A 26,071-nucleotide genomic window follows, 5' to 3' on the forward strand; every position below is an offset into this window, starting at 1 on the left:
CCTTCGAGTTCCTCCCGGATGTTCCGGGGATACAACAAAGCGCCTCATGGCGCACGGGCGTTGTTGGCGAGCTCGCTGCCGAGCAGGGTGAACAGGTAGCGGTAGTCGGTGCCGCGCTGGGCGGCGCAGGTGTTCAGGAAGGCGCGTACCAGCGGCATGTACTGGACCGAGCGGCCGAAGGTGTAGCAGCGGGACTTGAAGAAGCGGATGTCGTCGGGGCCGGTGAAGTAGTGCCGCTGGAACGGCGGGATGAGTTCACCGAGCGGAAGGGTGACGTCGGGCAGACCGGCCAAAGGTGCGTTTACGGGCATGACGAATAGAACTCCTGTCACAAGGGTGAGGGAAATGGACAATTCGGCGCACCCGCTAGGTCAACGACCTTCACGATTTCCCGGAGGAGGGAAAGGGGCACGGCATAGCCTGAGTGGCTGTGACCCCCTGTGAGAGCCCAGTCACTGGCCTCGCGTCCATGTTGATCTAGGAATCCTCATCTGTCAACGCTAAAGTTAGGATTCCTCAATCAGTTCATTTCCGTTAGGCTCACTGCATGCCCACGCCCTACAGTCCCAGCATTCGACGGCGCCGCCTGTCCTCCGAGCTCAGACGCCTACGCTCTGAGGCGGGGTTGACTCTGGTCGAGGCCGCAAAACAGGCAGAGTTGAGCAAATCGAACCTGGGGAAGATGGAGCAGGCTGAATCAAAGAGTGTCCCGACCAGTGCCCTGGATAAGCTCCTCGACCTCTATGAGGTGAATGATCCCTCAACCAGGGAGGCGATGCACTCGCTTGCGCGCGACGCGAAGCAGCGCGGTTGGTGGTCCCGCTACAAGGATGTACTCCCTCAAATGCTTCCCGACTTCGAAGCCGAAGCATGCGCGTTTCGGACTTATCACGCACAAGTTGTGCCAGGGATGCTGCAAACTCCTGCATACGCCGACGCAGTGTTTCGCGCCAACAAGGTCCGGAACGACGACGAGATCGCTCAGCGGGTCGCTGCTCGGGTTGCTCGGCAAGGCATCCTGAACGAAGTGAACCCACCGAGCTACCAGGCCATCATTGATGAAGCTGCCCTACGACGCGTGGTCGGGTCAGAGAAGGTGATGCGGGAACAGTTGCAGCACCTGATCAACATGGCGTCACGTCACAACGTGGACATCTTCGTTCTCCCTTTCACGGCAGGAGCCCATCCTGCTACCGAGGGAACCTTCATCGTTATGGACTTTCCAGACATTAGAGATTCGAGCATTGCATACCTGGAGAACCCGGCGACTAGCCTGTATCTCGAAGAGTGCGATCAGATCAGGATGTTCAATGACATGTTCGGAAACGCGCAAGGGTGTTCGCTCACACCGGTGCAGTCTCTGTCCTTCATCGAGCGCATCCTTGACGAGCTAGAAGAGTGAGAGTAGTGACTGAGCTAGCGTGGCGAAAGAGCAGCTACAGCGGTGTTAACGGTGAGTGTGTGGAGGTTGCCCACTTCCCCAGCTTCCACAAGAGCAGCTACAGCGGTGTCAACAACCACTGCGTGGAGGTCGCGCATCTCCCCACCGGCTTCCGGAAGAGCAGTTACAGCGGCCATGACCAGAACTGTGTAGAGGTTGCCGACCTGCCCTGTGGCGCGGCACTTCGGGACTCCAAGCACCCCACCGACGGACACATCCCCTTCCCCTCCTCCGAGTGGGACGCCTTCCTCGCCATCGCCCGCGCTTGACCCCTCCTCCCCGAACGAACTACGTCGACGCCGGCGCCTCACCCCTTTCCGGATGAGGCGCCGGCGTTCCCATCAAGCGACCGGACCCGGGTGGCGGTGAGGGTGGGCAGCGCGCCCGGGGCCGCCCGCCGCACCCGTCCGTGGACCACCACCAGGTCGGAGCCGAACACCGAGGCCGCCGAGTGCCGTTGGGCGTCCTCGAACAGGGCCACATCGACCAGCCCGGTCCGGTCCTCCACGGTGGTGAAGACGACCCTGCGCCCAGATCGTGTGGGCGGGGTCTGCGTGCAGACCCGCACCCCCGCGACCATGACCCGCGCCCCGTCCGGAACCCGGTGCAGGTCCTGGGCCTGTACGAGGTCGTGGGCGGCGGCCAGTGCGGCCAGGTGTTCGGCGTACCGGTCCAACAGGTGCCCGGACAGCTCATAACCCAGCACCCGCAGTTCCTCGGCCACGCGTTCGGCGTGTGTCATCGGCGCCCCCGTCCCCACCGGTACCTCCGTGGGGACGGTGCCCAACGAGAGTTGGTCGGCCGTACTCCCCACGACGCGGTGGTGGCCACCCCCACGGTCCACCCCGTGCGATCGAACCAGGGTGTGTGCGTGCACGAGCAGGTCGCGCCGGTCCGGGGCGCCGGGGACACCGGTGACCCCGGCCAGGGAGTCCAGGGCCCCGGCCAACACCAGGTTGTCCACCGACTCGCGGGACAGGCCTGCCCGGGCGAGCAGGTCGCGTGGGTCGGTGAACGGCCGCCGCGTCAGCAACCGGTCGAGTTCGGCCCCGGTGAGGGCGCCCACGTCCGACAGGGACGGCCGCAGACCCCACCGCCCCTCGGCGTCGGTGTCCACGTGCCAGTGCCGACCGGAGACGTTCACGTCCAACGCGAGCACCGGAACCCCCAGCCTGCGGGCGTCGTGCAACAGCACCCGCCGTGGGTACATGCCGGGATCATGGGACATCACCCCCGCGAAGAACGCCGCAGGGAAGTGCCGTTTGAGGTAGGCGGACTGGTGGGTGGGCAGGGCGAACGCGGCGGCGTGCGCCTTGCAGAACCCGAAGTTTCCGAAGGCCGCCACCAGCCGCCACGTGTCCTCGATCGTCCGCTCGTCGTGCCCGCGCTCGGTCATCAGGACGCGGACCCGGGTCTCCACCTCTCGACGCCCCTGGTCGGTGGCCAGCGCGCGCCGCATCGCCTCGGCCTCGTCGGCCCCGCAACCGGTCATGGTGTCCAGGGCGCGCAGGAGCTGTTCGTGGTAGAGCAGCGCGCCACCGGTCTCGGCCAGCACGGGGGCCAGGGACGGATGGGGCAGCCGGGGCGGCTCCGTGCCCTCCCGCGCCCCCAGGTAGGCGCCGACCATGTCGGTGCCCATGGGACCCGGCCGGAACAGGGAGATGTCGGCGATCAGGTCGGCGACCCCGCGCGGGCGCAGCCGGGACACCAGTTCGCGCTGGCCCGGGCTCTCGATCTGGAAGCAGCCCAGGGTGTGGGAGGCGCCGACCATGTGGGCGGTGGCCGGGTCGCTGTCCGGTAGGGCCTCCAGGTCCGGGCGCGTCCCCTCGGTTCGGCCGATCTCCTCGACGGTGTGCGCCAGTGACGACTGCATCCGCACCCCCAGCACGTCCAGCTTGAGCAGACCCAGGTGTTCCACGTCCTCCTTGTCGGCCTGGACCATCGGGTAACCGGCCCCCGAGGGCTGGGTGGGGACCCGGTCGTCCAGGGCGTGGTCGGACAGCACCAGGCCACAGGGGTGCATCGCCACATGGCGGGGCAGCCCGGACAGCCGCTCGGCCAGTGCGAACAGCTTCTTCACGTGTGCGGTGTCCAGACCGTCCAGGTTCCGTAGTTCGGGGAGTTCGCGCGCGGTCTCGGTGATCCGGGAGGCGCGCACCCGGGGAAAGACCGAGGCGATCCGGTCGACCTCCACCGCGGGCAGGGACAGGGCGGTCCCCGCGTCGCGCAGCGCGCTGCGGGCCCGGTAGGTCTCCATCATCGCCACGGCCGCGCTGGCCCCGGGGTGGGCGGCGATCACCGCGTCGTAGGCCTCCAACCTGCGCGCCGACTCCACGTCCAGGTCCACATCCGGCAGGCCGGGCCGGCTCGGGGTGCAGAACCGTTCGAACGAGAGCCGGTGTTCCAAGGGGTCGATCGCGGAGATTCCGAGCAGGTGGACGACGAGGCTTCCCACGGCCGATCCGCGCGCGGAGCAACGGATGTTCTTGTCCCGGATGGCTCGGGCGGCGTCAGCGACGGTGAGGAAGTAGCTCGCCAACCCCATCCGGTCGATGACCTCCAGTTCGTGCCGGGCGCGTTCCTCGGCGGCCCGGCCCATACGGGTGGCTCCGTCGGTGACCAGGGAACGCAGCTCGGCGGCGGCCTCGTGCCGCTCGGGCAGGTGGAGGCGGCCCCAGCCCAGGTCGGCGGCGGGGTCCAGGGCGCAGGAGGTGGCCAGGGCCAGGGTGTGGGCGACCAGGCGTCGTGCGCGCGCGGTGTCCCCGCCGCACACCCCGGCCGCGACGTGGTGCATCTCCGCACCGGTGGCCAGGTGCGCCCGGTCGGTGCGGGGCTCGGGCCGATAGCCACCGGGGGCGTGTCTGCGGATCCGGTCCAAGGCTCGTGCCACCCCGGCGTGTTCGCCGGTCGGGTAGCGGGCCGCGTTGGTGAGCACCGCCAGCACGTGTTCGTCGTCGGCGAGACGGACCAGGTCCCGGGCGGTGCGGCGCTGCCCGGCGGCACCGTGGTCGTGTGGAGCCAGGGCGATCTCCACACCCAGGTTCCGCCAGGCGTGCAGCAGGTCGCGGGCGCGCACGGGCAGGTCCTGGGCCATGGCGCGACCCACGTCGGAGTCGTTGCCGAGCAGCACCACCAGCCCCTCGTGGTGTCGGGCGATCTGCTCGGGGGTGGCGGCCACCGGTCCGGGGGAGTGGTGGACGGAGGTGACCAGCCGGCACAGATTGGCCCAACCCCGGGCGCCGCGGGCCAGCAGGACTACCCGACCGCCCCCGGGCGAGGCCAGGGCCAGATCGACCCCGAGCGCGGGGCGCACCCCGGTCTCCGCACAGGCCCGAAGGTGCTCGGCGACCCCGAAGAGCCCGCCCCTGTCGGTGAGGGCCAGCACCGGTTGTTCGTCGAGGGCGGCCCGTTCGACCAGGGCCGCGGGCGGGACGGTGCCGTGCCGAAAGGAGAACGACGACGCCGAGCGCAGATGCGCGAACAACGGTGACACCCCTCCCGTAAGCGGCAGAAGGGGAAGGCGCCGTGATCGAACCTATGTTCGAAACCTTAGCGCAGGATGATCGGATCCGCATCCTCACCAGTGCGAACGGACGCTTCGCCGTCCCGCGTGGCTACATCCGGGGCGGAGACCGTACCGTAGCCTCAGAGCTCCGCCCTCGGGCTGCTATGGCCGGTAAAACCGTTGGAGGAGAGACATCATGGCCACCACACCCCCCGTTCGAACCACCGACCCGCACGGCTGGACCACCACCACATCCCCCGCCCGTGCCACCGACCTGCGCGACGAGATCGCCACCGCGATCTCCGCCGCACGCGAACTCGGCCCGGACTTCGACACCGAGATCGCCGATTCGCTGGCCACGCGCATGGAATCGGAGACCGCGCCGAAGCGTGAAGGAGAGCACGAGCGGTCCGGCTCCGCCACGCGCTTCGAACGGACGCGCAAGGTCGCCGGGTGGGGCGCGCTCGGTATCGTAGCCGCCGCCTGGATGGCCGAGTCCACCCCCGAGGGAATGGCGTGGGGGATCCTCGCCGTGATCGCGGTCGTGCTGCACGTGGTGCGAACCTGGCGGTCCTGACCCGCTCTCACGGGACACGGCCCGCTGCCACACTTCTGTGGCGGCGGGCCGCCGGTGGTTCCCCGGCCGATGCCCGGGCGGCTTCGCGCGGGCCCGTAGGTGGGTGGGTCAGGTCCTGAAGGGGTCGGTACGACGCCCCAGGACCGGCAGGGCCAGGTCCACACCCTCGTCCTCGGCCCGCCCGGACAGGAAGTCCAGGGTGGAGCCGAGGTCGTCGACCAACCGGGGCAGCGGCCGGGGCGGGTGGTCCAGGGAGACGGTGAAGTCGTCCCAGTGGATCGGCACCACCCGCCGCGCGCCGGTACGTTCCACCAGGTGGTGCCAGTAGTCGGACCGGAACCCCCCGTCCTGCTTGCCGAGCGTGCCCACCCCCAGGTAGACCGTGTCCGCGTGGTGGCCGTCCAGGGCGCCCGGCACCCAGTTGGCGCTGGCGTGGATCAGCAACTCCCCGTCGGGGTGGGCCACGTGCAGCGAGTAACAGTCACCGGTCTTGAAGTCCCCGGCGCGCCCGCTCCGCAACGGACGGCCGATCACGCCGGGGGCGATGTCACCGGGGCTGTGCTCCGCCGACAGCGCGGTGAGCGTGAGCGAGCCGAACCGCATGGGTTCGCCCAGGACCACCTGGTCGCAACGGTCGCGGTCCAGCCCCTGACCGGCGGCGATGTTGTGGGTGGACTCCGAGCCGATGAGCCGCGCCCCGGTCAGTTCGGCCACCAGGGGAGCGTCGAGGGCGTGGTCGAAGTGGGAGTGCACCACGAACACCGCGTCCAGGCGGGAGATGCCGAAGCGCGCGAGCGTGGCCCGCACCCGGGCCGGGTTCGGGACGAGCCGCTTGAACGCCAGGTCGAGCTTGCTCGGACGACTGAAGAAACCGTCGGTCAGTACCGACGTCTCGCCGTCGGTGAGCAGGACCGTGGAGACCCCCAAGAACACCGCGCGCAACCGGCCAGGGGTGTCAGCCGCAGCGGGTTCGCGCAGGTCGACCCAGGGGGACAAAGAGGGACGGAGCAGGCCGCCACCCTGTGATCCGCGGGGTCGGCGGGTGTGAGTGGTCATCGCTGGCCTCGTTCTCCGTGGGGGGAGGGGGGGAGTGGGTGGCCGTCCAGTCTGCCGAACGTCCTTTCTCTGAGGGTATTCGGGGCTTTCGGTGTGGGGCGGTATGTCTGGAAAGCCGTGACCTTGGGTCCTTGAGGGGCGCGTCCGAGACTGGGCTTGGTGGGGGTGGGCTGCCGACACCCCCGACGGGAGCCACTGTGAACCGGGGATATGACTCCGGGTGGGGGATTCGGCGTGCGGGGTCTGCTCGTAGGGAAGCGCCGCGATCGCCATCGACTCCTGGTGCATCTTTTGTCACGGGATGCTCCGGCATATCGGGATTCCCTCACGTCAAGGTCTTTTCCTAGCGTATCGGGAAGCACCCGCCAAGAGGCCAAAAGGACCTCCTGTGGTCCTATGAGAATTAAGAATCAATTTTCCCGACTTGCCTTCTTGACGCTCTTCGGAGTGGGTGTGACACTCGAATATAATGTCCCTTCCCTCAGGGAGGAGTGCCTGCTGGTGCTCAAGGTGATCGGTGGATCCGGATGCGGCAACGGGCCCTGTCCGACGGTCTACGAAACCGCGAACGGAACCATCCTCGTGCAGGGGTTCACTGTGAGTGGCGATAGTGTTGAACTGGACGTTCCTCCAGGTGAGAGCCTGGTCGAAATCCCTAGATACGTCCTTGAACGGGCGATGTCAGCGGAGCGCCCCGACGATGGGTGACCTTTCTTCCTAGCCCCGTGGAATGCCTTGTGCAAGGTGGATTCCAGGGCTCGCTCGCACCTGCGTACGCATGATGATCAGCACGGGAAAATGCACATGATTCTCAATATGGATCAGTTCGGCCGTTACTTCACGGAGTTCGCCTCATCGGCCACGCGGATCGAGACCCTCCCCTTCTACGACGTACCGGAGGAGAAGGAGAACTACGAACTCTTCCTCAGCGGCGCACCACTGCCGCCGGACCGCAACCGCGAGTGGGCCGACAACATTCGTCGATGTGTGGCCGAAGGCCGCTACATGGGCCGCGTGCACATCATCGACAAGGAGCTCACGCCCTACCTGAACTTCGAGATCTCCTGGTACTACGCGATCAACGGCCCGGCGGGCGAGGACATCCGCTTCATCTTCCGCGAGGACGTCCCCGACGTCACCCACACCGACACCTGGCTCTTCGACGACACCACCGTTCTGGACCTGGCCTACGACCCCCAGGGCCGGCTCCTCTACGTCAACCACAACGACGACCCCCGCCGACTGACGGAGGCCCGTCTGGCCTGGCGGGAGTTCCACAGCCGGTCCTTCCCCCTCGGGGAACTGGTGGCCCGACTTCGGAACAGCCCGGTGGTGGTACCGGAACCCCGTTCCGCCTCGACGGCGGCCCCATCCACGACTCCGACACGGCGTGGCGTGCGGGAACGGGTCCGCACCACTTCCTCCAACGCCGGCAGGTGAGCGAGTGACTGCCGACCGGGAAGCGAAAAGAGGACCGGGAACACGCACCGACTTCGTCCTCAATGATCAGGTCGACCATTATCCGACCCGAACCGTGCGTACCTCGGCGGACCCCGGCGACCTGGACGCTCTGGTTCGGGAGGGCTACCTGGTGCGCCGGGGCATGATCGGCGCCGACCACGCCGAGGAACTCGCCGAGGCCGTCATCGCGCTGTCCGAGGCCGAGGCGGGCCTCCCCCAAGCGGAGTACCTGCCCGGCGAGAACATCTACCTCAGGTCCCTGCTCGACAAGGACGTCACCTTCCATCCCCTCCTACGCCTGGAACCGGCCCTGTCGATCGCCCGAACGGTGCTGGGGCCACAGGTACGGGTGGAGGTGGAAGCGCGGATGAACTACCCGGGCAAGGTCGGGGTGGCAGTGCCCTGGCACGCGCACCTCCCGGTCATCCCGCACCCGCTACCGCCCCTGTTCAGCCACCCGCACCAGATCCACTGTCTGCTCTATCTGCGACCGGTCACCGAGCAGGAGGGCGCCCTGTGCCTGTTGCCCGGCTCGCACGCCGACCCGCACACCCGCATCCCGCTCGGCGACGGCGACGAACGGCCGGGTGAGGTGCGGCTGTACTTCGAGCCTGGAGACGCCGTCCTCATCCACGCCGATCTCTGGCACCGCAGCGTTCCCTCTACCCAGGCCGCCGGCGCTCGCATCCTGCTGCTCTTGGGCTTGGTCCCCGCGTGGATCAGGGCCGAGACCAGCAGAGGGGTGGATCCACGGGTGCGGCTGTCGGACCGGCTCCGGGCGGACGGCCGCCAGGACACCAAGGAACTGCTCGGCGACTTCGAATGGTGACCGCCCCACCGCCGTTCTAGGCACCCTCTTCCGGTGCGGGCACGGCGCGGGCGCGTTCACGTAGCTCGTCTGACCTGGGGTCGTCATACCCGCTGAGGATCTCCAAGGCCTCCGACCGGTGACGCGCGGCTTCCTCGCGGCCCTCCTCTCGCACGTCCGAACCCTCCCGACCCTCCAACGCCTGCGCCAAGTACAGCAGGCCCTTCGCGACCTTCCAATGGTCCGACAGGCTCCGGTGCACCGCCACCGAACGACGATGGAAGTCGACCGCCTCCGTGTACCTGCCGAGTAGGAGGTACGCGCTCCCCGCACCGCCCACGGCGATGGCCTCCCGGCTTGCGTCACCCTCGCGGCGGAACACCAACACCGCGCGCTGGTAGGACTCCAGGGCCTCCTCCGCCCGCCCCGCCGCTCTCTGGGCCCGACCCAGGTAGAGGAGCGCGGTGCCCTCCCACAGCACGTTCTCCACCGAACGTGCGATCTCCACGGCTCGTTCCGCGTGGGTCAACGCACTCGAAACGTTCTGCCTGTTCAACTCCACCAGGCTGCGGGCGGTGAGGACCAGGGATTCGTAGAGCGGATCGGACAGCTCCCGAAAACCTGCCAAGGCCGCGTTCAAGTGCCGGTCCGCCTCCTGCGAACGAAGCGATTGGGCGCAGGTGTAACCGAGGCTGTATCGCACGGTCGCGGTCCAGTAGGTGTCACCGGTCCCTTCCACCGCGGCGAGTGCCTCGGTCAGCTCGGCGTGGGCTTCGTCCAGCCGGTGCGCGAACAGGTGGATCCATCCCGACCCGTTGCGGGACTTGGCGGCGCTCAGTGTGTCACCGAGTCCTAGATGGATCTCCGTGGCGGCGCGATGGTGTTCGGCCGCCTCGTCCAAGCGCATCGTCATCCGTTCCAGACGGCCCAGACTCTCACGCAGTTCGGCCTCGCTCACCCGGTCGCCCTGTTCACGGGCGGCCCGTAGCCCGGCTCTCGCCGAGACGCGCCAGTCACGGAAGTGGTTGAAGGTGGAGTACAGCCGTTCCAGCACCGTCGCGAACCGGCTCACCAACTCCGTGAGCCCGGTTCCCTCGGCCGCCGTCATCGCGCCCAGCAGGTTCTCCCGCTCCTCGGCGTACCAGGCCGCCGCCACCTTCCGGTCCGCGAAGGACGCCGGGACCACGTCCCCGGGGACGTCCAGGGGCGGCAACAACGAGGTGTCATGGGCCAACACGGCGGCGCAGGCGTGCGCGCTGTGCAGGTACCACGTGCACACGCGCTCCACGGCGGCGAGCTGTTCCTCCTGGGTGACCTCGTAGCGGGCCCGGTCCACGGCGTAGGCGCGCAGCAGGTCGTGGAAGCGGTAACGGCCGCCGCGGCCCTCCTCCAACAGGTAGGCGCCGGTCAGGGTGTCCAATGCGGTACGCAGTCGGCCCACCCCCGAAACCTCCAAGGCGTTACCGGCGATCGCCTCCGCGGCGGCGGCACCGAACTCCGCACCGGGGTGCAGCCCCAACAGGCAGAAGAGCAGCGCGGCCTGGCGCGGCAGGGCCCGGTAGGACCAGGCGAACACCGAACGGACCGCGCTGGCCTCGTCCTCGTCGTCGGCGGACAGGGCGTCCCAGAGGGAGGACTCATCGCGCAGATCGGTGATGAGGTCGGCCAGCGGCATGCTCGGTCGGCTCGCCGCACGCTCGGCGGCCACGCGCAGGGCCAGGGGCAGGTGCGCGCACAGTCGGGCCAGCTCTGCCAGGTCCTCCGCGCTGTCGACCGGCCGGTACCCGGCCATGGTGGCGGACAGCAACGCGACCGACTCAGCCTCCGGCAGGATCTCCAGGTTCTCCCGGTGGGCGCCGTCGCGCACCATCAGCCCGGACAACCGACTCCGGCTGGTGACCAGGACCAGGTTGGTGCCGCTGCCCGGCAGCAGCGGGCGCACCTGGCCGACGGTGGCCGCGTTGTCCACGACCACCAGCATGCGTCGTTCGGCGAGCAGGGACCGGTACAGCGTCGCCTTGCTCTCGGTGCCGGCGGGGACGGCCGAGGCCGGCACCCCGAGGGAGGGCAGGAAGAACTCCAGGGCCTGGTCGGCGGTGAGCGGAGCGCCCGGGTCGTAGCCGCGCATGTCCACGTACAACTGGCCGTCGGGGAAGTGGTCGCTGACCCGGTGCGCCCAGTGCAGGGCGAGCGAGGTCTTGCCGACCCCGGCGGTTCCGGCGATCACGTAGGCCACCGTGGGAGGATTTTCGCCTTCGAGGGTCTGATCGAGCGCGGCCAGATTACTCGCGCGGTTGACGAACACCCGCAGGCCCCGGGGCAACTGGCGTGGCCGGGCCGACCGCGACCCGGTGCCGTAGTGGAAGTGGATCCCTCCGCTGACGTCCCGGGCCTGGACGACCTCGGACGCCTTGCCACTCATCTGGGAACGGGTGTCACCTGGGGAGGGGTGGGGGGAACCTGGTGCCTGGGACATGCTTCCTCATCCATCGTCGAGGCTGCGTAATCTATTGCCGCGATGGCCCGAGGCCAATCCCCCGAATCGGTCTCCGGTGACGCCGACAAGTCCCCAGGCATACCAGGTTCGGGTCCGCCCCGGCGGTGATCCACCGAGAAAGCGTGCTCGAACGACGACGGCACCCACCAACGCGGTGGGTGCGGGCTTGCCGGGTATGCCGAAGGTCTCCAAGCTCTCCCGACGGGCGCCGTCGCGCACCATGAGCCCGGACAGTATGAAGCTCGCGTGAAACCGAGTCCGCTGATACATCGAGAAGACCACACACGAGCGTGGTCGCGCCGGTGCACGTTGAACGAGCTGTGGATAGCCGGTGGCGAGCCTGTGCCCGGACTGGTGCGAGCCCTGAGTCTCTCGCCTACCTCAGCAGGCGAGGATCTCTCCCCGACGGAGAGGTTTCTGGTAAAACGCACATGGTTTACAACACATGCATTGTAGCGTTATCATCGTGTGGAAGATCGAACTTGAACTGGTGCAGCCGTGGTTGAGGCGACTCGACGCGGACTCTTATGAGCAGGTGGTCGCGGCGCTCGAAATCCTTGCGGAGTTCGGGCCAACGTTGGGGCGTCCCGTGGTCGACACGATCCATGGCTCACGACACAAGAACATGAAGGAGCTCCGCCCCGGCTCCAGTGGCCGTTCGGAATTGAGAGTCCTGTTCGCGTTCGATCCCCGACGCCAGGCGATCATGCTCGTGGCGGGAGACAAGTCCGGGGACTGGAGTAAGTGGTACACCAGGAGCATTCGGATCGCAGACGCCCTGTTCGACGAGCATCTCGAAGGGGTCAGGGGAGGGCAGTGATGGGTACGAGCTTGCAGGACATGCTGAATGAGCGGCCCGTCGACCGCGAAGCGGTGAACGCGCACAAGCGTCGGATGCTGGAAGACGTGCTCGTCCACCGGCTGCGTGAACTCCGCGAAGAGGCCGCCCTGACCCAGGTCGAACTCGCCGAGCGGCTGAACGTCAGCCAGAACCGGGTGTCCAGCATCGAGCGGGGCGGTATTGAACGCACCCAGATCGATACCCTGCGACGTTACATCGAGGCTCTCGGCGGTTCGCTGCACGTGGAGGTCGAGCTCGGCGATCAGAAGTTCCAGATCGCCTAGGGTTTCGCTCGGTCACGGCAACGGCACCCACCGACGCGGTGGGTGCCGTCCTCTTGCCTCCGGGGGAGGCGCCGGTCAGTCGACGTAGCGCAGGCCCGCCGTGGCCAGCTTCTCGCGCATCTTGTACATGTCCAGCCCCAGTTCGCCGTCGCGGAACCGGGCGCGCTTGGACTCCTCGTTCTCCTCACGCAGGCGCGACGCCTCGGCCACCCGCGCGGCGGACTCGCGCGGCACCACGACGACACCGTCGGCGTCCGCGACGACGACGTCGCCCGGGTTGACCAGGGCGTTGGCCACGGTGACGGGGACGTTGACCGATCCCAGGGTCGCCTTCACGGTGCCCTTGGCGTTGATCGAGCGGCTGAACACCGGGAAGTCCATCTCGGAGAGCTCGGCGACGTCGCGGCAGCCGCCGTCGATGATCAGGCCGGCCGCGCCCCTGGCGCGGAAGGACGTGGCCAGCAGCTCACCGAAGAACCCGTCCTCGGACTCGGTGGTGCAACCGGCCACGACCACGTCACCGGGTCTGATCTGTTCGGCGGCGACGTGGAACATCCAGTTGTCGCCGGGCTGCAACAACACGGTGACCGCGGTCCCGCACAGCTTGGCCTCCGGGTAGATCGGCCGGACGTAGGGCCGCAGCAGGCCGGTGCGGCCTTGGGCCTCGTGCACGGTGGCGACCCCGTAGTGGGACAGCGCCTCGACCGCCTCCGGGGCGGCGCGCTCGATGGAACGGTGGACGACTCCGAGCTCGGTCATGACTCTCCTCGTGAGTTGGGTGGACGGTATGGGGAGCGGCGCTCAGCGCCCCTGGCGCTTCAACCTGGCGTCCAGACGCGGGTACACGCGGCGGGTGTTGCCCTCCAGGACCGCCTCGCGTTCGGCGTCGGGCAGCTTCGCGCCCTCGATGTAGCGACCGGTGTCGTCGAAGTAGTGGCCCGAGCACGGGTCGACGTCGCGGACGGCGCCGATCATCTCCGAAGCGAAGAGGATGTTCTCGTTCGGGACGACGTCGAACAGCAGGTCGATGCCGGGCTGGTGGTACACGCAGGTGTCGAAGTAGACGTTGCGCATCACGTGCTCCTCCAGCTCCGGCTTGCCCAGCGCCATCGCCAGTCCGCGGAAGCGGCCCCAGTGGTAGGGGGCCGCGCCGCCGCCGTGCGGGATGATGAGCTTCAGGTCCGGGAAGTCGGCGAACAGGTCGCCCTGGACCAGCTGCATGAAGGCGGTGGTGTCGGCGTTGAGGTAGTGCGCCCCGGTGGTGTGGAAGGCCGGGTTGACGCTGGTGGACACGTGCACCATCGCGGGGATGTCGTACTCGCACATCGCCTCGTAGATGGGGTACCAGGACCGGTCGGTGAGCGGGGGCGAGTCCCACAGTCCACCGGAGGGGTCCGGGTTGAGGTTGATCGCCACCGCGTCGAGCTCCTCCACGGCGCGACGCAGTTCGGGAAGGCACTCGGCCGGGTCCACGCCGGGGGACTGCGGCAGCATGGCGGCGGTGGCGAAGCGCTCGGGGAAGAGTTCCGACACCCGGGCGATGAGGTCGTTGCAGATCGCGGCCCACCGGGAGGAGGTGGCCGCGTCGCCGACGTGGTGGGCCATGAAGGAGGCCCGGGGCGAGAACACGGTCAGGTCGATGCCGCGTTCGTCCATGAGGCGGAGCTGGTTGCTCTCGATCGCCTCGCGCAGGTCCTCGTCGCCGATGTTGGGATCAGCGGGCTGGGGACCACCGTCGAGCGCGGCGATCTGAGCTTGACGCCAGTCGCCGAGCGCGGCGGGTGCGGTGGTGAAGTGCCCGTGGCAGTCGATGATCATCAGTGTGCTTCCTTCTTCAGGGATTCCAGATGCCCAGAGGGACGTAGAGCTCTCCGGCCATGAGCGCGCGTGCGGTGCGCACGAGCGCCGAGCGGGTGATGCGGGTGGGATCCCCGGGGTCCTGGCCGAGCCGCACCTCGAAGGCGCCGCTCGGGTGTTCGATGGCCAGGGTGGTATCGGTGTCGTTCGCGGTGGGGAGGGTCGCCAGTTCGTGCGCGACCGTCCCCGGCAGCACGCAGGCGGTGGCGGCGGTGACGGCGGCCAGCACGCCGATGGATTCGTGGACCACCCGAGGGATGAAGCTGCGGGTGGTCAGGGCGCCGCCGTCCTCGGGCGGCGAGACCAGCGTCATCTTCGGGTAGTTGCGGCCTGAGACGTCGCCCAGCCCCATGAGCTCACCGCAGGTCAGGCGCAACGCCTCCACCCGCTCGCGCAGCTCGGGGTTCGCGGTGAGTTCTGCGGGGCTCTCCCGCCCGGTCACGCCGAGCACGGAGGCGTCCACGATGACGAGGGGCTGTCCGTTGTCGACGCAGGTGACGTCGATGGCCCCCACCCCGGGAAGTTCGACCGTGTCGCGCCGGTTCCCCGTCGGCAACAGGGAACCGGCGATCGAACCGGCGGTGTCCAGGAATCCGATCGTCACCGGAGCGGAGGTGCCCGGCACACCGTCGATGCGGGTGTCCCCGGCGTACTCCACGCCCCGCACGCCGCCCTCCTCGGGCGTGCGCACCGAGATGTGGGCGATCGCCCCGGTGTTGAGGGTGCGCACCCGCACCGTGGTGGTGTCCTCCACGGGCACGACCATCCCGGCCTCGATGGCGAAGGGCACCACGGCGGCCAACAGGTTGCCGCAGTTGGCGTTCATGTCCACCGAGTCGTCGTCCGGCCTGAGCTGGGCGAACCGGAAGTCGAGGTCGACCCCGGGCTCGGTGCTCGGGCCGACGATGCCCGCCTTGGAGGTGAGCGGGTGCCCGCCCCCCACCCCGTCGACCTGCAACGGGTGGGGGGAACCGAGGGCGGACCGCAACACCCGGGCGAGGGTCTCGTCGTCATCGGGCAGATCGGCGCGGGCGAAGAACGGCCCGCGAGAGGTACCGCCGCGCATCAGCACGGAGGGGATCGCGAGTCGGCCCCCGCGAGCCGATGGTGTGCTCGAAACTGTCATTCTCATCCTCGCGCGGCGCTATTCCCGGACCTCGGACCAGACCAGCTCGTCGTAGGCGGGCGCCTCCTCGACCAGACCGGACTCCATGTGGAAGTCGGTCGCGACACCGAAGGCGTCCTGCTGCACCTGCGTGGAGGTGGCGAACTCCTGCGCAAGGATCTCGTTGAGCGCTTCGAGCGCCTCGGGGTCGGTGCCGTCCATGTAGGACGAGAGCAGCTCCGCACTTCCCTCGGGGTCGGTCTCGATGAACTCCAGCGCGCGGTTGATGGCGCGGTTGAAGCCCTCCATCTGCTCGCTCTTGTTCTCGATCACGTCGGAGGTGCTGAACAGCGTCCCGTGCAGGGCCCCGGACATGTCGGGGACGTCGCCACGCTGCGGCGAGAGGTAGATGTCGCCGACCCCCTCGGCCTCGGCCATCTGTCCGGTCGGCTGGAAGAAGGCCAGGGCGTCCACCTGCCCCGAGGACAGGGCGCCGATGGCCGACGAGGGCACGCCGCCCAGGTTCACCAGGGTGGCGTCGGTGTTGGCGTCCATGCCGGCCTGCTCGAACAGGTAGATCAGCAGCGCCTCGGTCCCCGACCCCGGGCCGGTGATACCGATGTTCTTGCCCTCCAGCGCCTGGATCTTCTCCTCCAGGGGCGCGTCCGGGTCCCCCTCGAAGTCCGGGGCCGTCACCACGTCCACGTAGTACTCGGTGACCAGGGAACCGGTGAGCCGCGTGTCGGGGTTGTTCTCCGCCAGGTTGAACGTGTCGGTGAGGACACCGGCGGCCACGTCGATGGAACCGGAGGTCAGGGCCGCCGCGAGCTTGGCGCCGGTGCCCAGGCGGGGACGCTCGCCGAGCTGGACCCCCTCCTCCTCGAAGTAGCCGTTCTCCTCGGCGACGTGGAGCGGGAAGAACGCGACGGAGTCGCTGATCTGGCCCACGTTGAGGACGTCCGGGTCGGAGTCGCCCCCGCCGGCACAACCCGATGTCACGATGAGGCTCGCGGTCGCCGCGATCGCGGCCGCCGTCCTGAGGTGCGTGCTGAGTTTCATGATGTCCGACTCTCGATCGAGTGTTGGGAGGTCGAGAAACGCTCCCGACCTGGGGGATGGATCGCATGAGGCCCGCGTGGGCGCTACTCGGCGCCGAGCGGCTTCCAGCGGTTGGCTCGGGAGGACAGAACGCTCACGAGGGCGTTGAGGACCATGGCCAGTGCGGTCAGGACCACGACCGCGGCGAACACGCCCGCGGTGTTGAACTGCGCGGCGGCGTCGTTGATGAGGTAACCCAGGCCGCGGTTGGAGGCGACGAGTTCACCGATCACCGCGCCGATGAGCGCGTACGGGATCGAGACCTTCAGACCGGTCAGCAGACCGGACATGGAGGCCGGCAGGACCACCTTGAAGGCGACGTCCTTGTTCGATCCGCCCATCAGCCGGACGGCGTCGATGAGACCGCGGTCCACGTCGCGGACGCCGGCGGCGGTGTTGAGGAAGACCAGGAAGAACACGCTGACGGCCGCCAGGATGACCTTCATGTCCAGGCCGATGCCGAACCACACGATGAACAGTGGTGCGAGCGCCACCTTGGGGATCGAGTACAGCGCCATCATGAACGGCTCGAACACGTCGTAGACGATGCGGATCGAGGCGAGCACGAAACCGGCGAGCGCGCCGGTGAGGGCACCGATGACGTAACCGAGCACCACTTCCTGGATGGTGATCCAGGTGTGCGTGCCCAGGGTGCCGTCCTGGACCCAGTCGATCAGTTGTTCCCCGACGGCGATCGGGTTGGAGACGAACATGGGGTTGGCGACCAGGTTGCCGGCCAACTGCCAGAGCAGGAGGAAGAGCGCGAGCGCCCCCGCTCGCAGCGACCACACCAGCGTGGTGCGGCCGTGGCGGTACCACCAACTGCGTCGGCGGGCCTCTTTGACGGGGCCGCTCGTGCTCAGACCGTCGTTGGTCTGGGACGGGGAAACCGATCCGGTGCTCATCAGCGCGCTCCTTTCTTCAGCGCGGCGGCCAGCGTGGAGTGCAGTTCCACGAACCGCGGTCGCACCTTGGTCTCGTCGGGGTCGCGCGGGCGCTCGATGTCCACTTCCTGGTCCAGCAGGATGGTGCCGAGCGGACCCAGGACGACGACGCGGTCGCCGAGTAGCAGGGCCTCCTCGATGTCGTGGGTGACGAAGACGATGGTGTGCCCGGTCCGCGACCACAGCCGCAGCAACTCCACCTGGAGCTCGGAACGGAGCTGGGCGTCCAGGGCGCCGAAGGGCTCGTCCATCAGGATGGTCTCGGCGCCGTTGGCGAGCATGCGGGCCAGACTCGCGCGGCGGCGCATGCCACCGGAGAGCTCACGCGGGTAGTTGTCGGCGAAGTCGGACAGCCCGACCGTGGCGACGAGGTCCAGGGCCTTGGCCTCGCGCTCGGACTTCTCGACGCCCGCGATCTCCATGGGCATCTCGACGTTGCGCCGCACGCTCCGCCAGGGCATGAGCGTGTCGGTCTGGGTCAGGTACCCGATGTCGGGGGTGGGGCCGGTGTGCGCTTCGCCCCGGTGCAGCACCCGTCCCGAGGTGGGCTTGGAGAGCCCGGAGAGCAGGTTCAGCATGGTGGACTTGCCACAACCGGAGCGGCCCAGGATGGTGACGAAGGTTCCCTGCTCGATGGTGAGGTTGAAGTCGCGCAGGGCCACCGTGGCCACGTCGTCGCGTTGGAATTCCTTGGTGAGGTGCTCGACCTCCAGAACGACGCTCATGTGGAGATCGCCCCTTCCTCGTGGTGGGCCGACGGGGCGTCGGGCAGTGGGTCGGCGCCCGCGAGCCGGCGCGAGTTGTGCACCACCATCAGGCGCACCTCCTGGTCGGTGAAACCGTCCTTGAGCAGGACGTCCGCGGCCAAGGCGAGACCGTCTTCCACCGGCGGGTTGAAGGGCTGGCCCAGGTCCGAGCTGATGACGGAGGACTCCGGTCCGGCCGCGCGGATGTTGTCCAGCCACACCCGCCAGGACACTTTGCCGGTCAGCGGGGTGGTCAGGCAGCGCTCCAGGTAGGCGCCGTGTTCGGCGAGCGTCTTCTGGTTCTTGGCGGGGATGCGCTGGGAGGTGAACTCCGGGTGGGTGACGACGATGCGTCGGACACCGCGTTCCCGGGCGTAGGCGATCACCTTCGAGGACTCGTCACCGTGCAGGTGCCCGGTGGCCAGCGTCATGTCGTGCTTGGCGATGACGTCGAGGACCTGACGGGCCGCGGTCGCCACCTCGCCGTTCTCGTCGAGCACGTCGACGGTGGGACTGATGATCCCGTCGTCGCGCAGGTCCTGTTGGATCTGCGCCCACATGGGCGGGGTGGAGCCTTCGGGGGCCTCGGAGAGACAGCTGCGCTGGTTGTCGCTGTCCACGGTGGGGAGCCAGACGAACTGGGCGCCGCCTCGCGCCGCGATCTCGACCGCGACGGGGTTGAGTCCGCCCACGGAGGCGTTGAGGGTGATGGCGCCGAGTACGTCCACGTCCGGGTGGACGTTGCGGACGACCTCGGCGCGTTCGGTGGTGGGGGTGTAGTGGGACTTGAGCACGAAGCCCGCCAGGCCGTGCCGCTTGAAACGGGGGGCGAGTTCGAGATCGCTGACCCTGCGCTTCATCACATCGGGGGCGATGTGAACGTGGATGTCGTAGGCATCCTGGACGAGCCGGCGGGCGTGTGCGGTGGGTTCTGGGTGATGCGACATGCCGCCCCTTCGCTAACGAACTAGTGAGCGACATTGTTAACGATCTTGGTCACATCCGTCAATACCCACGTAACGTCAGGTCAGGGGGTAGGTGGCCTCCAGGCGTAGGGGCGCAACGCGGGCGATGGGCGTTTACTTCCGCTCGGTGAAGTACTCCCGTGTCGCCTCGAAGACACTCTCCAGGTGCGCCCGCATGGCGTTCGCGGCGCGTTCGGGGTCCTTCGCGCAGACCGCCTCCACGATCTCCAAGTGCTCGGGCAACGACGTGGCGGGTCGATGCGGCTGCATGGCCAGGCGGATGCGGTACCGGACGTTCTGGGCGCGCAGTCGCTGGACGACGTCGGGCGCCACCTTGGCGCCGCTGATGTCCAGCACCGCCTGGTGCAGATCACGGTTGGCCTGCGAATAGGCCTCCCCGTCACCCGTGTCCACCGCCTCGCGCATCACCTCGCCCAAGGACCGCAGCCTCGCCATGCCGTCGTCGTCTATGCGTTCGGCGGCGCGGGCCGCGCACATCGACTCCAGGGCCGCGCGCACCTCCACGATCTCCAGCGCCTCGTCCAGGTCGACGGCGCGCACCCGGGCGCCGCGATTGCGGATCTTCTCCACCAGGCCCTCCACGGTGAGGGTCGCCAGGGCCGCGCGCACCGCGCCCCTGCTGGCGTCGAACATCTCGATGAGATCGGTTTCCACCAGACGCTGTCGGGGGGCGAAGTCTCCGGCGACGATGGCCTGGCGAAGGCGTGACGCCACGCGGTCGGCGTCACTGACACTCCCTTGCGGCCCCTGCTCTACTGCCTCCTGGGTCATGGTCTTCCTTTCGCTCATCTTGGTGTGCATTATTGTAAACAATGTTGTTCACATCTGAAGGGCACTCGCTACCGGAGGACGCGATGATCGTCATCACCATGGTCGGCCTGGGTGAGGCCGGCAGGCTCATCGGCGAAGGACTCGCCGAGGCCGGGGCCCGGGTCAAGGGCTACGACCCGTTCGTCGCGTTGTCCGACTCGCCCATCGTGCAGTACGCCGAGCCGGCGGAGGCGCTCGCCGAAACGGAGATCGTCATCAGCCTCGTGGGCCCCGACGCCGCGGAGAAGGTCGCGACGCAGGTGCTCGCCCTGATGCCCGCCTCAGCGGTCTACGCGGACCTGAACACCCTCTCCCCGGGGGAGAAGAAAGCGCTCGGGGTCCTGGCCTCCGACGCCGGCGTTCCCTTCGCCGACGTCGCGGTCATGGCCCCCGTCCCACGGGAGGGCAGCCGGACACCGCTGCTCGCCGCCGGCAGCGGAGCCGAAACCTTCACCGCCGCGCTCTCGCCCCTGGGCACACCCGTGCGCGCGGTCTCCGAAGAGGCCGGCGACGCCGCCGCCCGCAAGATGCTGCGCAGCGTGTTCATGAAGGGCCTCGCGGCGCTGATCATCGAATCGCTCGACGCCGCGAGCGCCGTCGGGGCGGACGGCGACCTCCGCGACCAGATCGCCGCCGAGTTCGGCGAGAACGGTGCGGCCCTGGTCGACCGCCTCGTCGACGGCACACGTCAGCACGCCGGCCGCCGCGTCCACGAGATGGAAGCGGCCCAGGCCTACCTGGAGGAACTCGGGGTGGACCATCCCGTCACCGACGCCACGGTCGCCCACCTGCGCCGCCTGAGCACCTGACGGCGGGCTCGACGCCACCTGGGATGATCTTGATCGACACGCGACAGCGTTGAACCCCATTGGTGTCACGGAAAAGAGGCAAAGGGATGGAAACGTCGGCGAACGAGCGGCCGTTCAGAGAGTCTGAATGGAAGAAGGTCGAGGGTTTCGACTTCACCGACATCACCTACCACCGCTATGTCGGACCCGCGCGTAGTGGCGCGGGCAACGACATCGGTGCGGTGCGTATCGCCTTCGATCGCCCGGAGGTGCGCAACGCCTTCCGGCCGCACACGGTCGACGAGCTCTACACGGCGATGGAGCACGCGCGCTCCTGGACGGTGATCGGTACCGTCCTGCTCACCGGCAACGGCCCGTCCGCCAAGGACGGCGGTTGGGCCTTCTGCTCCGGCGGGGACCAGAGGGTGCGCGGTCGGGACGGCTACCTGTACGAGGACGACGGTTCCGACGGTGAGCAGCGCAAGGCCGACCAGGGCCGTCTGCACATCCTGGAGGTCCAGCGGCTGATCCGCTCCATGCCCAAGGTCGTCATCGCCGTGGTCAACGGCTGGGCGGCCGGCGGCGGACATTCGCTCCACGTGGTGTGCGACCTGACCATCGCCTCCCGACAGCACGGGTTCTTCAAGCAGACGGACGCCACCGTCGGATCCTTCGACGGGGGCTATGGTTCGGCGCTGCTGGCCCGTCAGGTCGGCCAGAAGCGGGCGCGGGAGATCTTCTTCCTGGCCCGGGCGTACTCGGCCACCGAGATGCAGGAGATGGGCGCGGTCAACACCGTGGTCGACCACGGTGAGCTGGAGGACACGGCGGTGCGGATGGCCACCGACATCTCCGACCAGTCCCCGCAGGCGCTCAGGATGCTCAAGTACGCCTTCAACCTTCCCGACGACGGGATGCTCGGGCAGCAGCTATTCGCGGGAGAGGCGACCCGGCTCGCCTACATGACCGAGGAGGCCGTGGAGGGCAAGACGGCATTCCTGGAGAAGCGCAGCCCCGACTGGTCGGGCTTCCCTCGGTACTACTGATCGGGGCACGGCCGGGACCGCTTCGGGCGGTCCCGGCCATACCTTCGCGGGCTTTCCGGTGTAGGGTCCCCACGACCCACGCCGGACTCCGAGAGGGACCCCCAAAAGATCGAAGGCATCGTGCTCGGCTTGATGAGCCGCCCACATCGCGTCAGCGGTCGCGCATGCCGATGCTGCCCGAAATCTGGATCCACCGGGCCCCCGGATCGGTCCGTGGCAGCTACTCGAATACCTCTTGGCCCTCGGACTCGGTCTTTTCACCTGCGTCTTCCTGACCGGCCTCGCCTTTCTCGCCCTCCGGTCCATCGACCACCGGATGCGGATCCGGTGGAACGAGGAAAGACCGCCGCCCACGCATCCGACAGGACACGGAAGCACGCACAACGTGGTCGGTGACGTCCACGGCTCGGGAGTGGTGATGCAGGCCGATCGCATCGACGTCCACGTCATATCGCCGCCCGGGAAACGCTGAAGGTCAGAACCGGAGTTCTGGCCGTACCACCTGATGTTTATCACCCACCGTCACCAACCGATACTCAGAAAGACTCGTTGGCGGCTCATCCCAATCGGGGGTGTAGAAGTTGGGGTCTGAAGCCGCCGGTCTCGAGCAGGCTTCGGGCGATGTAGTTGGTCAGGTTGCGGAACCCGAGTGCGGAGCCGCGCAGGTGTTCGAGCCGTCCGTTGAGCGCCTCGGTCGGCCCGTTGCTGGTGCCGGGTCGTTCGAAGTAGGCGAGCACGTCAGCGGCTCGCTTCTTCAGGGTCCGGCCCAGGGTGGTGAGCTCGGTGAGCACCTTGGGGACGCCGGCGCTGAGGTCGGTGATCAGCTTCTCCATGAGCTCGCGGCCACGTTGCCGGTCCTCGTGGCGATAGGCGGCGATCATGCGCTGGTAGACACCCCAGGTCGCCTCGACCTCGACGTGAGCGTCATCAACGAACAGCGCGCGTAGCCTGTCGCTCTGCTTGTCGGTGAGCAGGTCCGCGCCGGTGTGCAGCGTGCGCCGCGACTTGTAGAGCGGGTCGTCCCTGAACCCACGGTGCCCGTGGATCGCGAGTTGGACCCGGCGCCGGCACCTGTCGAGGGCGTCACCGGCCAGGCGCACGACGTGGAAGGGATCCATCACCGTGACCGCGTCCGGGATCTCCTCTGCAGCGGCGGTCTTGAACCCGGTGAAGCCGTCCATCGCGACCACCTCGACCGCGTCACGGAAGGCGTCGTCGCGGTCGGCGAGCCAGGTCTTGAACGCCGCCTTCGACCGGCCCTCGACCATGTCCAGCAGCCTTGCTGGGCCGGCGCCATCGCGGACCGGGGTGAGGTCGATGATCACGGTGACGTACTTGTCGCCACGCCTGGTGTGGCGCCAGACGTGCTCATCGACGCCAATGACCTTCACGCCCTCGAACCGCGTGGGGTCGTTGATCAGCAGCCGCTTGCCTTCAGCCAGGACCGCGTTGTTGGCGGTGTCCCACGCGACCCCGAGTCCCTCGGCGACACGTGCGACGGTGAGGTGTGCGACCACGATCCCTTCCAGCGCCCACCGCAGCCCGGTGCGCGAGAGCTTCGCGCGTGGCTCCGCCGCGGCGCTGGTGTCTTGGCGCCACACGTGTCCGCAGTCGGCACAGCGGTAGCGGCGCACTACAACTTCCAGCACGGTCGGTCGCCAGCCCAGCGGCTCGTGGGCCAACCGCCGGATCACGGTGTCACGAGCGGCGCCTTCGCTGCCGCACCGTCGGCACCACTGATCTGGTTCCACCACGCGGCACGCGAGGACCGCACGATCCGGTTCAAGTCGTTGTCCGGTCACGCTCAGACCGAGGCCGTCGAGTCGAGCGAAGGCGGTCAGGTCAGGGCGGCCGAAGCCGGCCGGCGGGGTAGCGTCGGACACGTCGAGGTCTTTCGGATGGATGGCGTAGGAACCTCCGTCGTCGGGAGACCTCGACGTCTATCTGCGGACCGACGCGCCCGGCCGACCTACACCGTCATCTGAGAAGACCCCTCACGGCTCTGCCCGACACCGACGTCGCTCTCCTCTGCGACGGACCCCTCGCCGGCTGAGCGCTCGCGGCCGGCATCCTGTCCGTGTGCCGATAGGCCTCGCACCGCTCGGCAACGCAGCGTGGCGTTGCGTCGCGACCTGGCGACGGCTCGGCGGGGCGCGATCGTCTCGTGCGTTGGCGGACTACGGGAGCTTGGACGCGAGGACGTCGGCCGCCAGGATCTCGGGTGCTGCGCCGAGGAGGTGCTGGTTGGCCATCAGGGCTGCGACGATGGCGCCGTTGGCGTGGGCGTCGCGAGCGGCTTCGTCGGGGAATGCATCGAAGATCCAGAAGGTGTCGGCGTGGGTCCTGACCGCGAACCAGACAATCGTTCCTACTTCTTCGTTGGCGAGTGCGACAGCGCCGGCGAGCAGATCGGCGACCGCGTCGTGCTGTCCATCGGCCGCGACGATCTTGGCGACGAAGGCATACGGAAGTGATGCGGGTGTGGACATGAGGGACTCTCCTTGACGTCGGGGTTCTTCGTGGGACGAGTTCAGCGTATGACGAGCGAGGGCCGGTGGGGAGTGGCGTATACGGCAGTATTGCTATTGTTTACGTCATGCGTATCGGACTGATCGCGATCGACGGCTGCTTCGGTTCGGCTATCGCGTCGATCATCGACATCGTGCGGGTGGCCGACGGAGCCCGCGGCGATGTCGACCCGCGGATCGACCCGATCGAACTCGCCATCCTCGGACCGAAACGGCGAGTGACCACGACGGCATCGATGACCCTGTCGGTGGACCACCCGCTGTCGGAGTCCGGAGAGTTCGACGTGGTCGTCGTCCCTGCGCTTGGAACCCTTACGGCCGCCGCTACCAACGACGTCCTCCAGAGCCGAGATGCTCGTTCGGTCATCGCCTCGCTCGGGCGCCTCGACGAGGCGACCACCCGGATCGCCGCGGCGTGCACCGGCGTGTTCGCTGTCGCCGAGACCGGACGGATGCATCATCGGAGGGCGACGACCAGCTGGTTCCTGGGGCCGGAGTTCCGGAAGCGCTATCCGACCGTCGCCCTCGATCTCGACACCATGGTCGTGGTCGACGGGAACCTCGTCACCGCCGGCGCCGCGTTCGCCCACATCGACCTCGCGCTCTCACTCGTGCGATCGATCAGCCCCGACCTGGCCCAACATGTCGCCAAGCTCCTCATCATCGACGAGCGTCCGTCGCAGGCGGCCTTCGTCGCCTACGAACATCTCCGGCACGAGGACCCGATCGTCGTCGAGTTCGAACGCTTCGTGCGCGCCCGCCTGGACGAACCGTTCAACGTCGCCTTCGTCGCGCAGTCGCTCGGCACCAGCCGGCGCACCCTCGAACGACGAGTCCGTGCGGCGCTCAACCTCACTCCGCTCGGCTTCGTCCAACGGCTTCGCATCGAACGAGCTCGGCACCTCTCAGCAACCACGGACTTCACCTCCGCCGAGATCGCGCTACGGGTCGGCTACGCGAACGCCGAGACTCTGCGCTCCCTCCTGCGCAGGGAGCGACGCCGTTCCTGACCTATCGCCATGCCTGTAGCCGGTGTCCTAGCGCTCGACTGGAACCACCTCTCAGCACGTCGCGTCGACGCTCCTGCGTCGCCCCTGGACGACCCACTCGACACGCCCGCAGCACAGGTCATGTGACGTGTCCCGGCTTCCCGGACGGTCGGGGTTGGGTGGCTGTGATGTCGCTGCGTTCTCGTCGAGGGGGTCAGCAGACTCGATCAGGGTCGACTGGGATGAGACGCGAAGGCGGTCAGGTCAGGGCGGCCGAAGCCGGCCGGCGGGGTAGCGTCGGTCACGTCGAGGTCTTTCGGACGGATGGCGTAGGAACCTCCATCGTCGGGAGACCTCGACGTCTATCTGCGGACCGACGCGCCCGGCCGACCTACACCCTCATCTGGGAAGAGCCTCGTTGGCTCCAGCCCTGCTTATGCCTCGGCGGGGGTGACTTTACATGTTTGCTTGATTACGTGCAGTGAAAATTATGCAGAACCTTCGATTCAGTCCGAAGGAAGGGCATTGAACTGGGCTGATGCAGTCTCCAGTAGGAGATCTGTATAAGCCTCAGTGAAACTATTGACGAGTCAGGCAGCGATCTGTATCGTGATCAAAAGTTAAATTCTCGTTCTAGCTCAGGTTTATTCGGGACTGCGTTCCGGCCTGTGTGGGGCGGAAGAAAATTTGCATTTGATACTTCT

General features: G+C 67.9%; 24 protein-coding genes and 1 pseudogene. 11 read left to right on the forward strand and 14 right to left on the reverse strand.

Going from position 1 to position 26,071, the window contains the following annotated elements; genetic code table 11:
• Nucleotides 1–56: 56 nt before the first annotated feature.
• Nucleotides 57–311 (reverse strand): annotated as a pseudogene (locus BQ8420_RS01700) (ATP-binding protein); the annotation flags it as partial.
• Nucleotides 312–547: 236 nt separating this feature from the next.
• On the opposite strand from BQ8420_RS01700, the gene BQ8420_RS01705 reads away from it, so the two are divergent.
• Both BQ8420_RS01705 and BQ8420_RS01710 read left to right on the forward strand, forming a co-directional pair.
• The gene (locus BQ8420_RS01705; protein ID WP_087096026.1) at nt 548–1,402 is read left to right on the forward strand and encodes a helix-turn-helix transcriptional regulator; all 855 of its coding nucleotides are present in this window, start codon (nt 548–550) and stop codon (nt 1,400–1,402) included.
• 5 nt (nt 1,403–1,407) lie between these two features.
• Nucleotides 1,408–1,710 (forward strand): DUF397 domain-containing protein, encoded by a 303-nt coding sequence (locus BQ8420_RS01710; RefSeq protein WP_087096027.1) that lies wholly within the window; start codon nt 1,408–1,410, stop codon nt 1,708–1,710.
• A gap of 38 nt (nt 1,711–1,748) precedes the next feature.
• Here BQ8420_RS01710 and dnaE read toward each other — a convergent pair whose 3' ends face one another.
• A complete protein-coding gene (dnaE, locus tag BQ8420_RS01715) occupies nt 1,749–4,934 on the reverse strand; it encodes a DNA polymerase III subunit alpha (RefSeq protein ID WP_369825462.1) in 3,186 nt (1,061 codons plus the stop codon).
• Between the two features lie 208 nt (nt 4,935–5,142).
• Here dnaE and BQ8420_RS01720 point away from each other — a divergent pair, with 208 nt between their 5' ends.
• The gene (locus tag BQ8420_RS01720; RefSeq protein ID WP_235005866.1) at nt 5,143–5,523 is read left to right on the forward strand and encodes a hypothetical protein; all 381 of its coding nucleotides are present in this window, start codon (nt 5,143–5,145) and stop codon (nt 5,521–5,523) included.
• 108 nt (nt 5,524–5,631) lie between these two features.
• Here BQ8420_RS01720 and BQ8420_RS01725 read toward each other — a convergent pair whose 3' ends face one another.
• On the reverse strand, nt 5,632–6,579 hold the full coding sequence (locus tag BQ8420_RS01725) for an MBL fold metallo-hydrolase (protein ID WP_087096029.1): 948 nt from the start codon (nt 6,577–6,579) through the stop codon (nt 5,632–5,634).
• Between the two features lie 396 nt (nt 6,580–6,975).
• Between BQ8420_RS01725 and BQ8420_RS01730 the strand changes: the two genes are divergently transcribed.
• The 3 genes from BQ8420_RS01730 to BQ8420_RS01740 all read left to right on the forward strand — a co-directional run bounded on the left by BQ8420_RS01730 (nt 6,976) and on the right by BQ8420_RS01740 (nt 8,869).
• Nucleotides 6,976–7,287: a hypothetical protein gene (locus BQ8420_RS01730; RefSeq protein ID WP_235005867.1), complete on the forward strand. Its 312-nt coding sequence runs from the start codon at nt 6,976–6,978 to the stop codon at nt 7,285–7,287.
• Between the two features lie 108 nt (nt 7,288–7,395).
• Nucleotides 7,396–8,019, forward strand: coding sequence for a DUF6879 family protein (locus BQ8420_RS01735; RefSeq protein ID WP_087096030.1), 624 nt, complete (start codon nt 7,396–7,398; stop codon nt 8,017–8,019).
• A 4-nt stretch (nt 8,020–8,023) separates the two neighbouring features.
• A complete protein-coding gene (locus BQ8420_RS01740) occupies nt 8,024–8,869 on the forward strand; it encodes a phytanoyl-CoA dioxygenase family protein (protein WP_143847060.1) in 846 nt (281 codons plus the stop codon).
• Between the two features lie 16 nt (nt 8,870–8,885).
• Here the strand turns inward: BQ8420_RS01740 and BQ8420_RS01745 are convergent, their stop codons facing one another.
• Nucleotides 8,886–11,270, reverse strand: a complete 2,385-nt coding sequence (locus tag BQ8420_RS01745; protein ID WP_087096072.1) for a tetratricopeptide repeat protein — start codon at nt 11,268–11,270, stop codon at nt 8,886–8,888.
• Between the two features lie 541 nt (nt 11,271–11,811).
• Between BQ8420_RS01745 and BQ8420_RS01750 the strand changes: the two genes are divergently transcribed.
• Nucleotides 11,812–12,165, forward strand: a complete 354-nt coding sequence (locus tag BQ8420_RS01750; RefSeq protein ID WP_235005868.1) for a type II toxin-antitoxin system RelE/ParE family toxin — start codon at nt 11,812–11,814, stop codon at nt 12,163–12,165.
• Complete coding sequence (locus tag BQ8420_RS01755) at nt 12,165–12,470, forward strand: helix-turn-helix transcriptional regulator (protein ID WP_235005869.1); 306 nt, start codon at nt 12,165–12,167, stop codon at nt 12,468–12,470. Before BQ8420_RS01750 ends, BQ8420_RS01755 begins: the two co-directional genes overlap by 1 nt.
• Nucleotides 12,471–12,545: 75 nt before the next feature.
• On the opposite strand, the gene ligK is transcribed toward BQ8420_RS01755, so the two are convergent.
• From ligK to BQ8420_RS01795, 8 genes are all read right to left on the reverse strand, one after another.
• Nucleotides 12,546–13,229 (reverse strand): 4-carboxy-4-hydroxy-2-oxoadipate aldolase/oxaloacetate decarboxylase, encoded by a 684-nt coding sequence (ligK, locus tag BQ8420_RS01760; protein WP_087096033.1) that lies wholly within the window; start codon nt 13,227–13,229, stop codon nt 12,546–12,548.
• 42 nt (nt 13,230–13,271) lie between these two features.
• A complete protein-coding gene (locus BQ8420_RS01765) occupies nt 13,272–14,288 on the reverse strand; it encodes an amidohydrolase family protein (RefSeq protein WP_087096034.1) in 1,017 nt (338 codons plus the stop codon).
• Nucleotides 14,289–14,304: 16 nt separating this feature from the next.
• A complete protein-coding gene (locus BQ8420_RS01770) occupies nt 14,305–15,453 on the reverse strand; it encodes a 4-oxalomesaconate tautomerase (protein WP_087096035.1) in 1,149 nt (382 codons plus the stop codon).
• Nucleotides 15,454–15,471: 18 nt separating this feature from the next.
• Entirely contained in the window at nt 15,472–16,491 is a 1,020-nt protein-coding gene (locus BQ8420_RS01775; RefSeq protein ID WP_087096036.1) for an ABC transporter substrate-binding protein, read from the reverse strand.
• Nucleotides 16,492–16,574: 83 nt separating this feature from the next.
• Nucleotides 16,575–17,435: an ABC transporter permease gene (locus BQ8420_RS01780; RefSeq protein WP_087096037.1), complete on the reverse strand. Its 861-nt coding sequence runs from the start codon at nt 17,433–17,435 to the stop codon at nt 16,575–16,577.
• The gene (locus tag BQ8420_RS01785) at nt 17,435–18,199 is read right to left on the reverse strand and encodes an ABC transporter ATP-binding protein (protein ID WP_087096038.1); all 765 of its coding nucleotides are present in this window, start codon (nt 18,197–18,199) and stop codon (nt 17,435–17,437) included. The genes BQ8420_RS01780 and BQ8420_RS01785 overlap by 1 nt, the downstream gene beginning before the upstream one ends.
• Nucleotides 18,196–19,167: a DUF6282 family protein gene (locus tag BQ8420_RS01790; RefSeq protein WP_087096039.1), complete on the reverse strand. Its 972-nt coding sequence runs from the start codon at nt 19,165–19,167 to the stop codon at nt 18,196–18,198. Before BQ8420_RS01790 ends, BQ8420_RS01785 begins: the two co-directional genes overlap by 4 nt.
• A 132-nt stretch (nt 19,168–19,299) precedes the next feature.
• Complete coding sequence (locus BQ8420_RS01795; protein WP_087096040.1) at nt 19,300–19,977, reverse strand: GntR family transcriptional regulator; 678 nt, start codon at nt 19,975–19,977, stop codon at nt 19,300–19,302.
• Between the two features lie 41 nt (nt 19,978–20,018).
• On the opposite strand from BQ8420_RS01795, the gene BQ8420_RS01800 reads away from it, so the two are divergent.
• Both BQ8420_RS01800 and BQ8420_RS01805 read left to right on the forward strand, forming a co-directional pair.
• The gene (locus tag BQ8420_RS01800; protein ID WP_087096041.1) at nt 20,019–20,825 is read left to right on the forward strand and encodes a DUF1932 domain-containing protein; all 807 of its coding nucleotides are present in this window, start codon (nt 20,019–20,021) and stop codon (nt 20,823–20,825) included.
• A gap of 86 nt (nt 20,826–20,911) precedes the next feature.
• Nucleotides 20,912–21,850 carry a 1,4-dihydroxy-2-naphthoyl-CoA synthase gene (locus tag BQ8420_RS01805; RefSeq protein ID WP_087096042.1) on the forward strand — a complete coding sequence of 313 codons (939 nt, stop codon included), beginning with the start codon at nt 20,912–20,914 and terminating at the stop codon, nt 21,848–21,850.
• A gap of 557 nt (nt 21,851–22,407) precedes the next feature.
• Here the strand turns inward: BQ8420_RS01805 and BQ8420_RS01815 are convergent.
• Both BQ8420_RS01815 and BQ8420_RS01820 read right to left on the reverse strand, forming a co-directional pair.
• A complete protein-coding gene (locus tag BQ8420_RS01815) occupies nt 22,408–23,733 on the reverse strand; it encodes an ISL3-like element ISPfr2 family transposase (protein WP_026138135.1) in 1,326 nt (441 codons plus the stop codon).
• A gap of 294 nt (nt 23,734–24,027) precedes the next feature.
• The gene (locus tag BQ8420_RS01820; RefSeq protein WP_033107114.1) at nt 24,028–24,339 is read right to left on the reverse strand and encodes a putative quinol monooxygenase; all 312 of its coding nucleotides are present in this window, start codon (nt 24,337–24,339) and stop codon (nt 24,028–24,030) included.
• Nucleotides 24,340–24,446: 107 nt separating this feature from the next.
• Between BQ8420_RS01820 and BQ8420_RS01825 the strand changes: the two genes are divergently transcribed.
• Nucleotides 24,447–25,388, forward strand: a complete 942-nt coding sequence (locus BQ8420_RS01825) for a GlxA family transcriptional regulator (RefSeq protein ID WP_087096044.1) — start codon at nt 24,447–24,449, stop codon at nt 25,386–25,388.
• The last annotated feature ends 683 nt before the right edge of the window (nt 25,389–26,071 follow it).

This window comes from Nocardiopsis sp. JB363 (assembly GCF_900143625.1).
Classification (GTDB): Bacteria; Actinomycetota; Actinomycetes; order Streptosporangiales; family Streptosporangiaceae; genus Nocardiopsis.

Bases quoted from the DNA above. Each gene is read 5' to 3' on its own strand.
- BQ8420_RS01820 (WP_033107114.1), bottom strand. From the start codon at position 24,339: ATGTCCACACCCGCATCACTTCCGTATGCCTTCGTCGCCAAGATCGTC.
- BQ8420_RS01705 (WP_087096026.1), top strand. From the start codon at position 548: ATGCCCACGCCCTACAGTCCCAGCATTCGACGGCGCCGCCTGTCCTCC.
- BQ8420_RS01805 (WP_087096042.1), top strand. From the start codon at position 20,912: ATGGAAACGTCGGCGAACGAGCGGCCGTTCAGAGAGTCTGAATGGAAG.
- BQ8420_RS01800 (WP_087096041.1), top strand. From the start codon at position 20,019: ATGTTGTTCACATCTGAAGGGCACTCGCTACCGGAGGACGCGATGATC.
- BQ8420_RS01720 (WP_235005866.1), top strand. From the start codon at position 5,143: ATGGCCACCACACCCCCCGTTCGAACCACCGACCCGCACGGCTGGACC.
- BQ8420_RS01785 (WP_087096038.1), bottom strand. From the start codon at position 18,199: ATGAGCGTCGTTCTGGAGGTCGAGCACCTCACCAAGGAATTCCAACGC.
- BQ8420_RS01725 (WP_087096029.1), bottom strand. From the start codon at position 6,579: ATGACCACTCACACCCGCCGACCCCGCGGATCACAGGGTGGCGGCCTG.
- BQ8420_RS01780 (WP_087096037.1), bottom strand. From the start codon at position 17,435: ATGAGCACCGGATCGGTTTCCCCGTCCCAGACCAACGACGGTCTGAGC.
- BQ8420_RS01755 (WP_235005869.1), top strand. From the start codon at position 12,165: ATGGGTACGAGCTTGCAGGACATGCTGAATGAGCGGCCCGTCGACCGC.
- BQ8420_RS01775 (WP_087096036.1), bottom strand. From the start codon at position 16,491: ATGAAACTCAGCACGCACCTCAGGACGGCGGCCGCGATCGCGGCGACC.
- BQ8420_RS01770 (WP_087096035.1), bottom strand. From the start codon at position 15,453: ATGACAGTTTCGAGCACACCATCGGCTCGCGGGGGCCGACTCGCGATC.
- BQ8420_RS01795 (WP_087096040.1), bottom strand. From the start codon at position 19,977: ATGACCCAGGAGGCAGTAGAGCAGGGGCCGCAAGGGAGTGTCAGTGAC.
- BQ8420_RS01730 (WP_235005867.1), top strand. From the start codon at position 6,976: ATGAGAATTAAGAATCAATTTTCCCGACTTGCCTTCTTGACGCTCTTC.
- BQ8420_RS01745 (WP_087096072.1), bottom strand. From the start codon at position 11,270: ATGAGTGGCAAGGCGTCCGAGGTCGTCCAGGCCCGGGACGTCAGCGGA.
- BQ8420_RS01735 (WP_087096030.1), top strand. From the start codon at position 7,396: ATGGATCAGTTCGGCCGTTACTTCACGGAGTTCGCCTCATCGGCCACG.
- BQ8420_RS01790 (WP_087096039.1), bottom strand. From the start codon at position 19,167: ATGTCGCATCACCCAGAACCCACCGCACACGCCCGCCGGCTCGTCCAG.
- ligK (WP_087096033.1), bottom strand. From the start codon at position 13,229: ATGACCGAGCTCGGAGTCGTCCACCGTTCCATCGAGCGCGCCGCCCCG.
- BQ8420_RS01825 (WP_087096044.1), top strand. From the start codon at position 24,447: ATGCGTATCGGACTGATCGCGATCGACGGCTGCTTCGGTTCGGCTATC.
- BQ8420_RS01765 (WP_087096034.1), bottom strand. From the start codon at position 14,288: ATGATCATCGACTGCCACGGGCACTTCACCACCGCACCCGCCGCGCTC.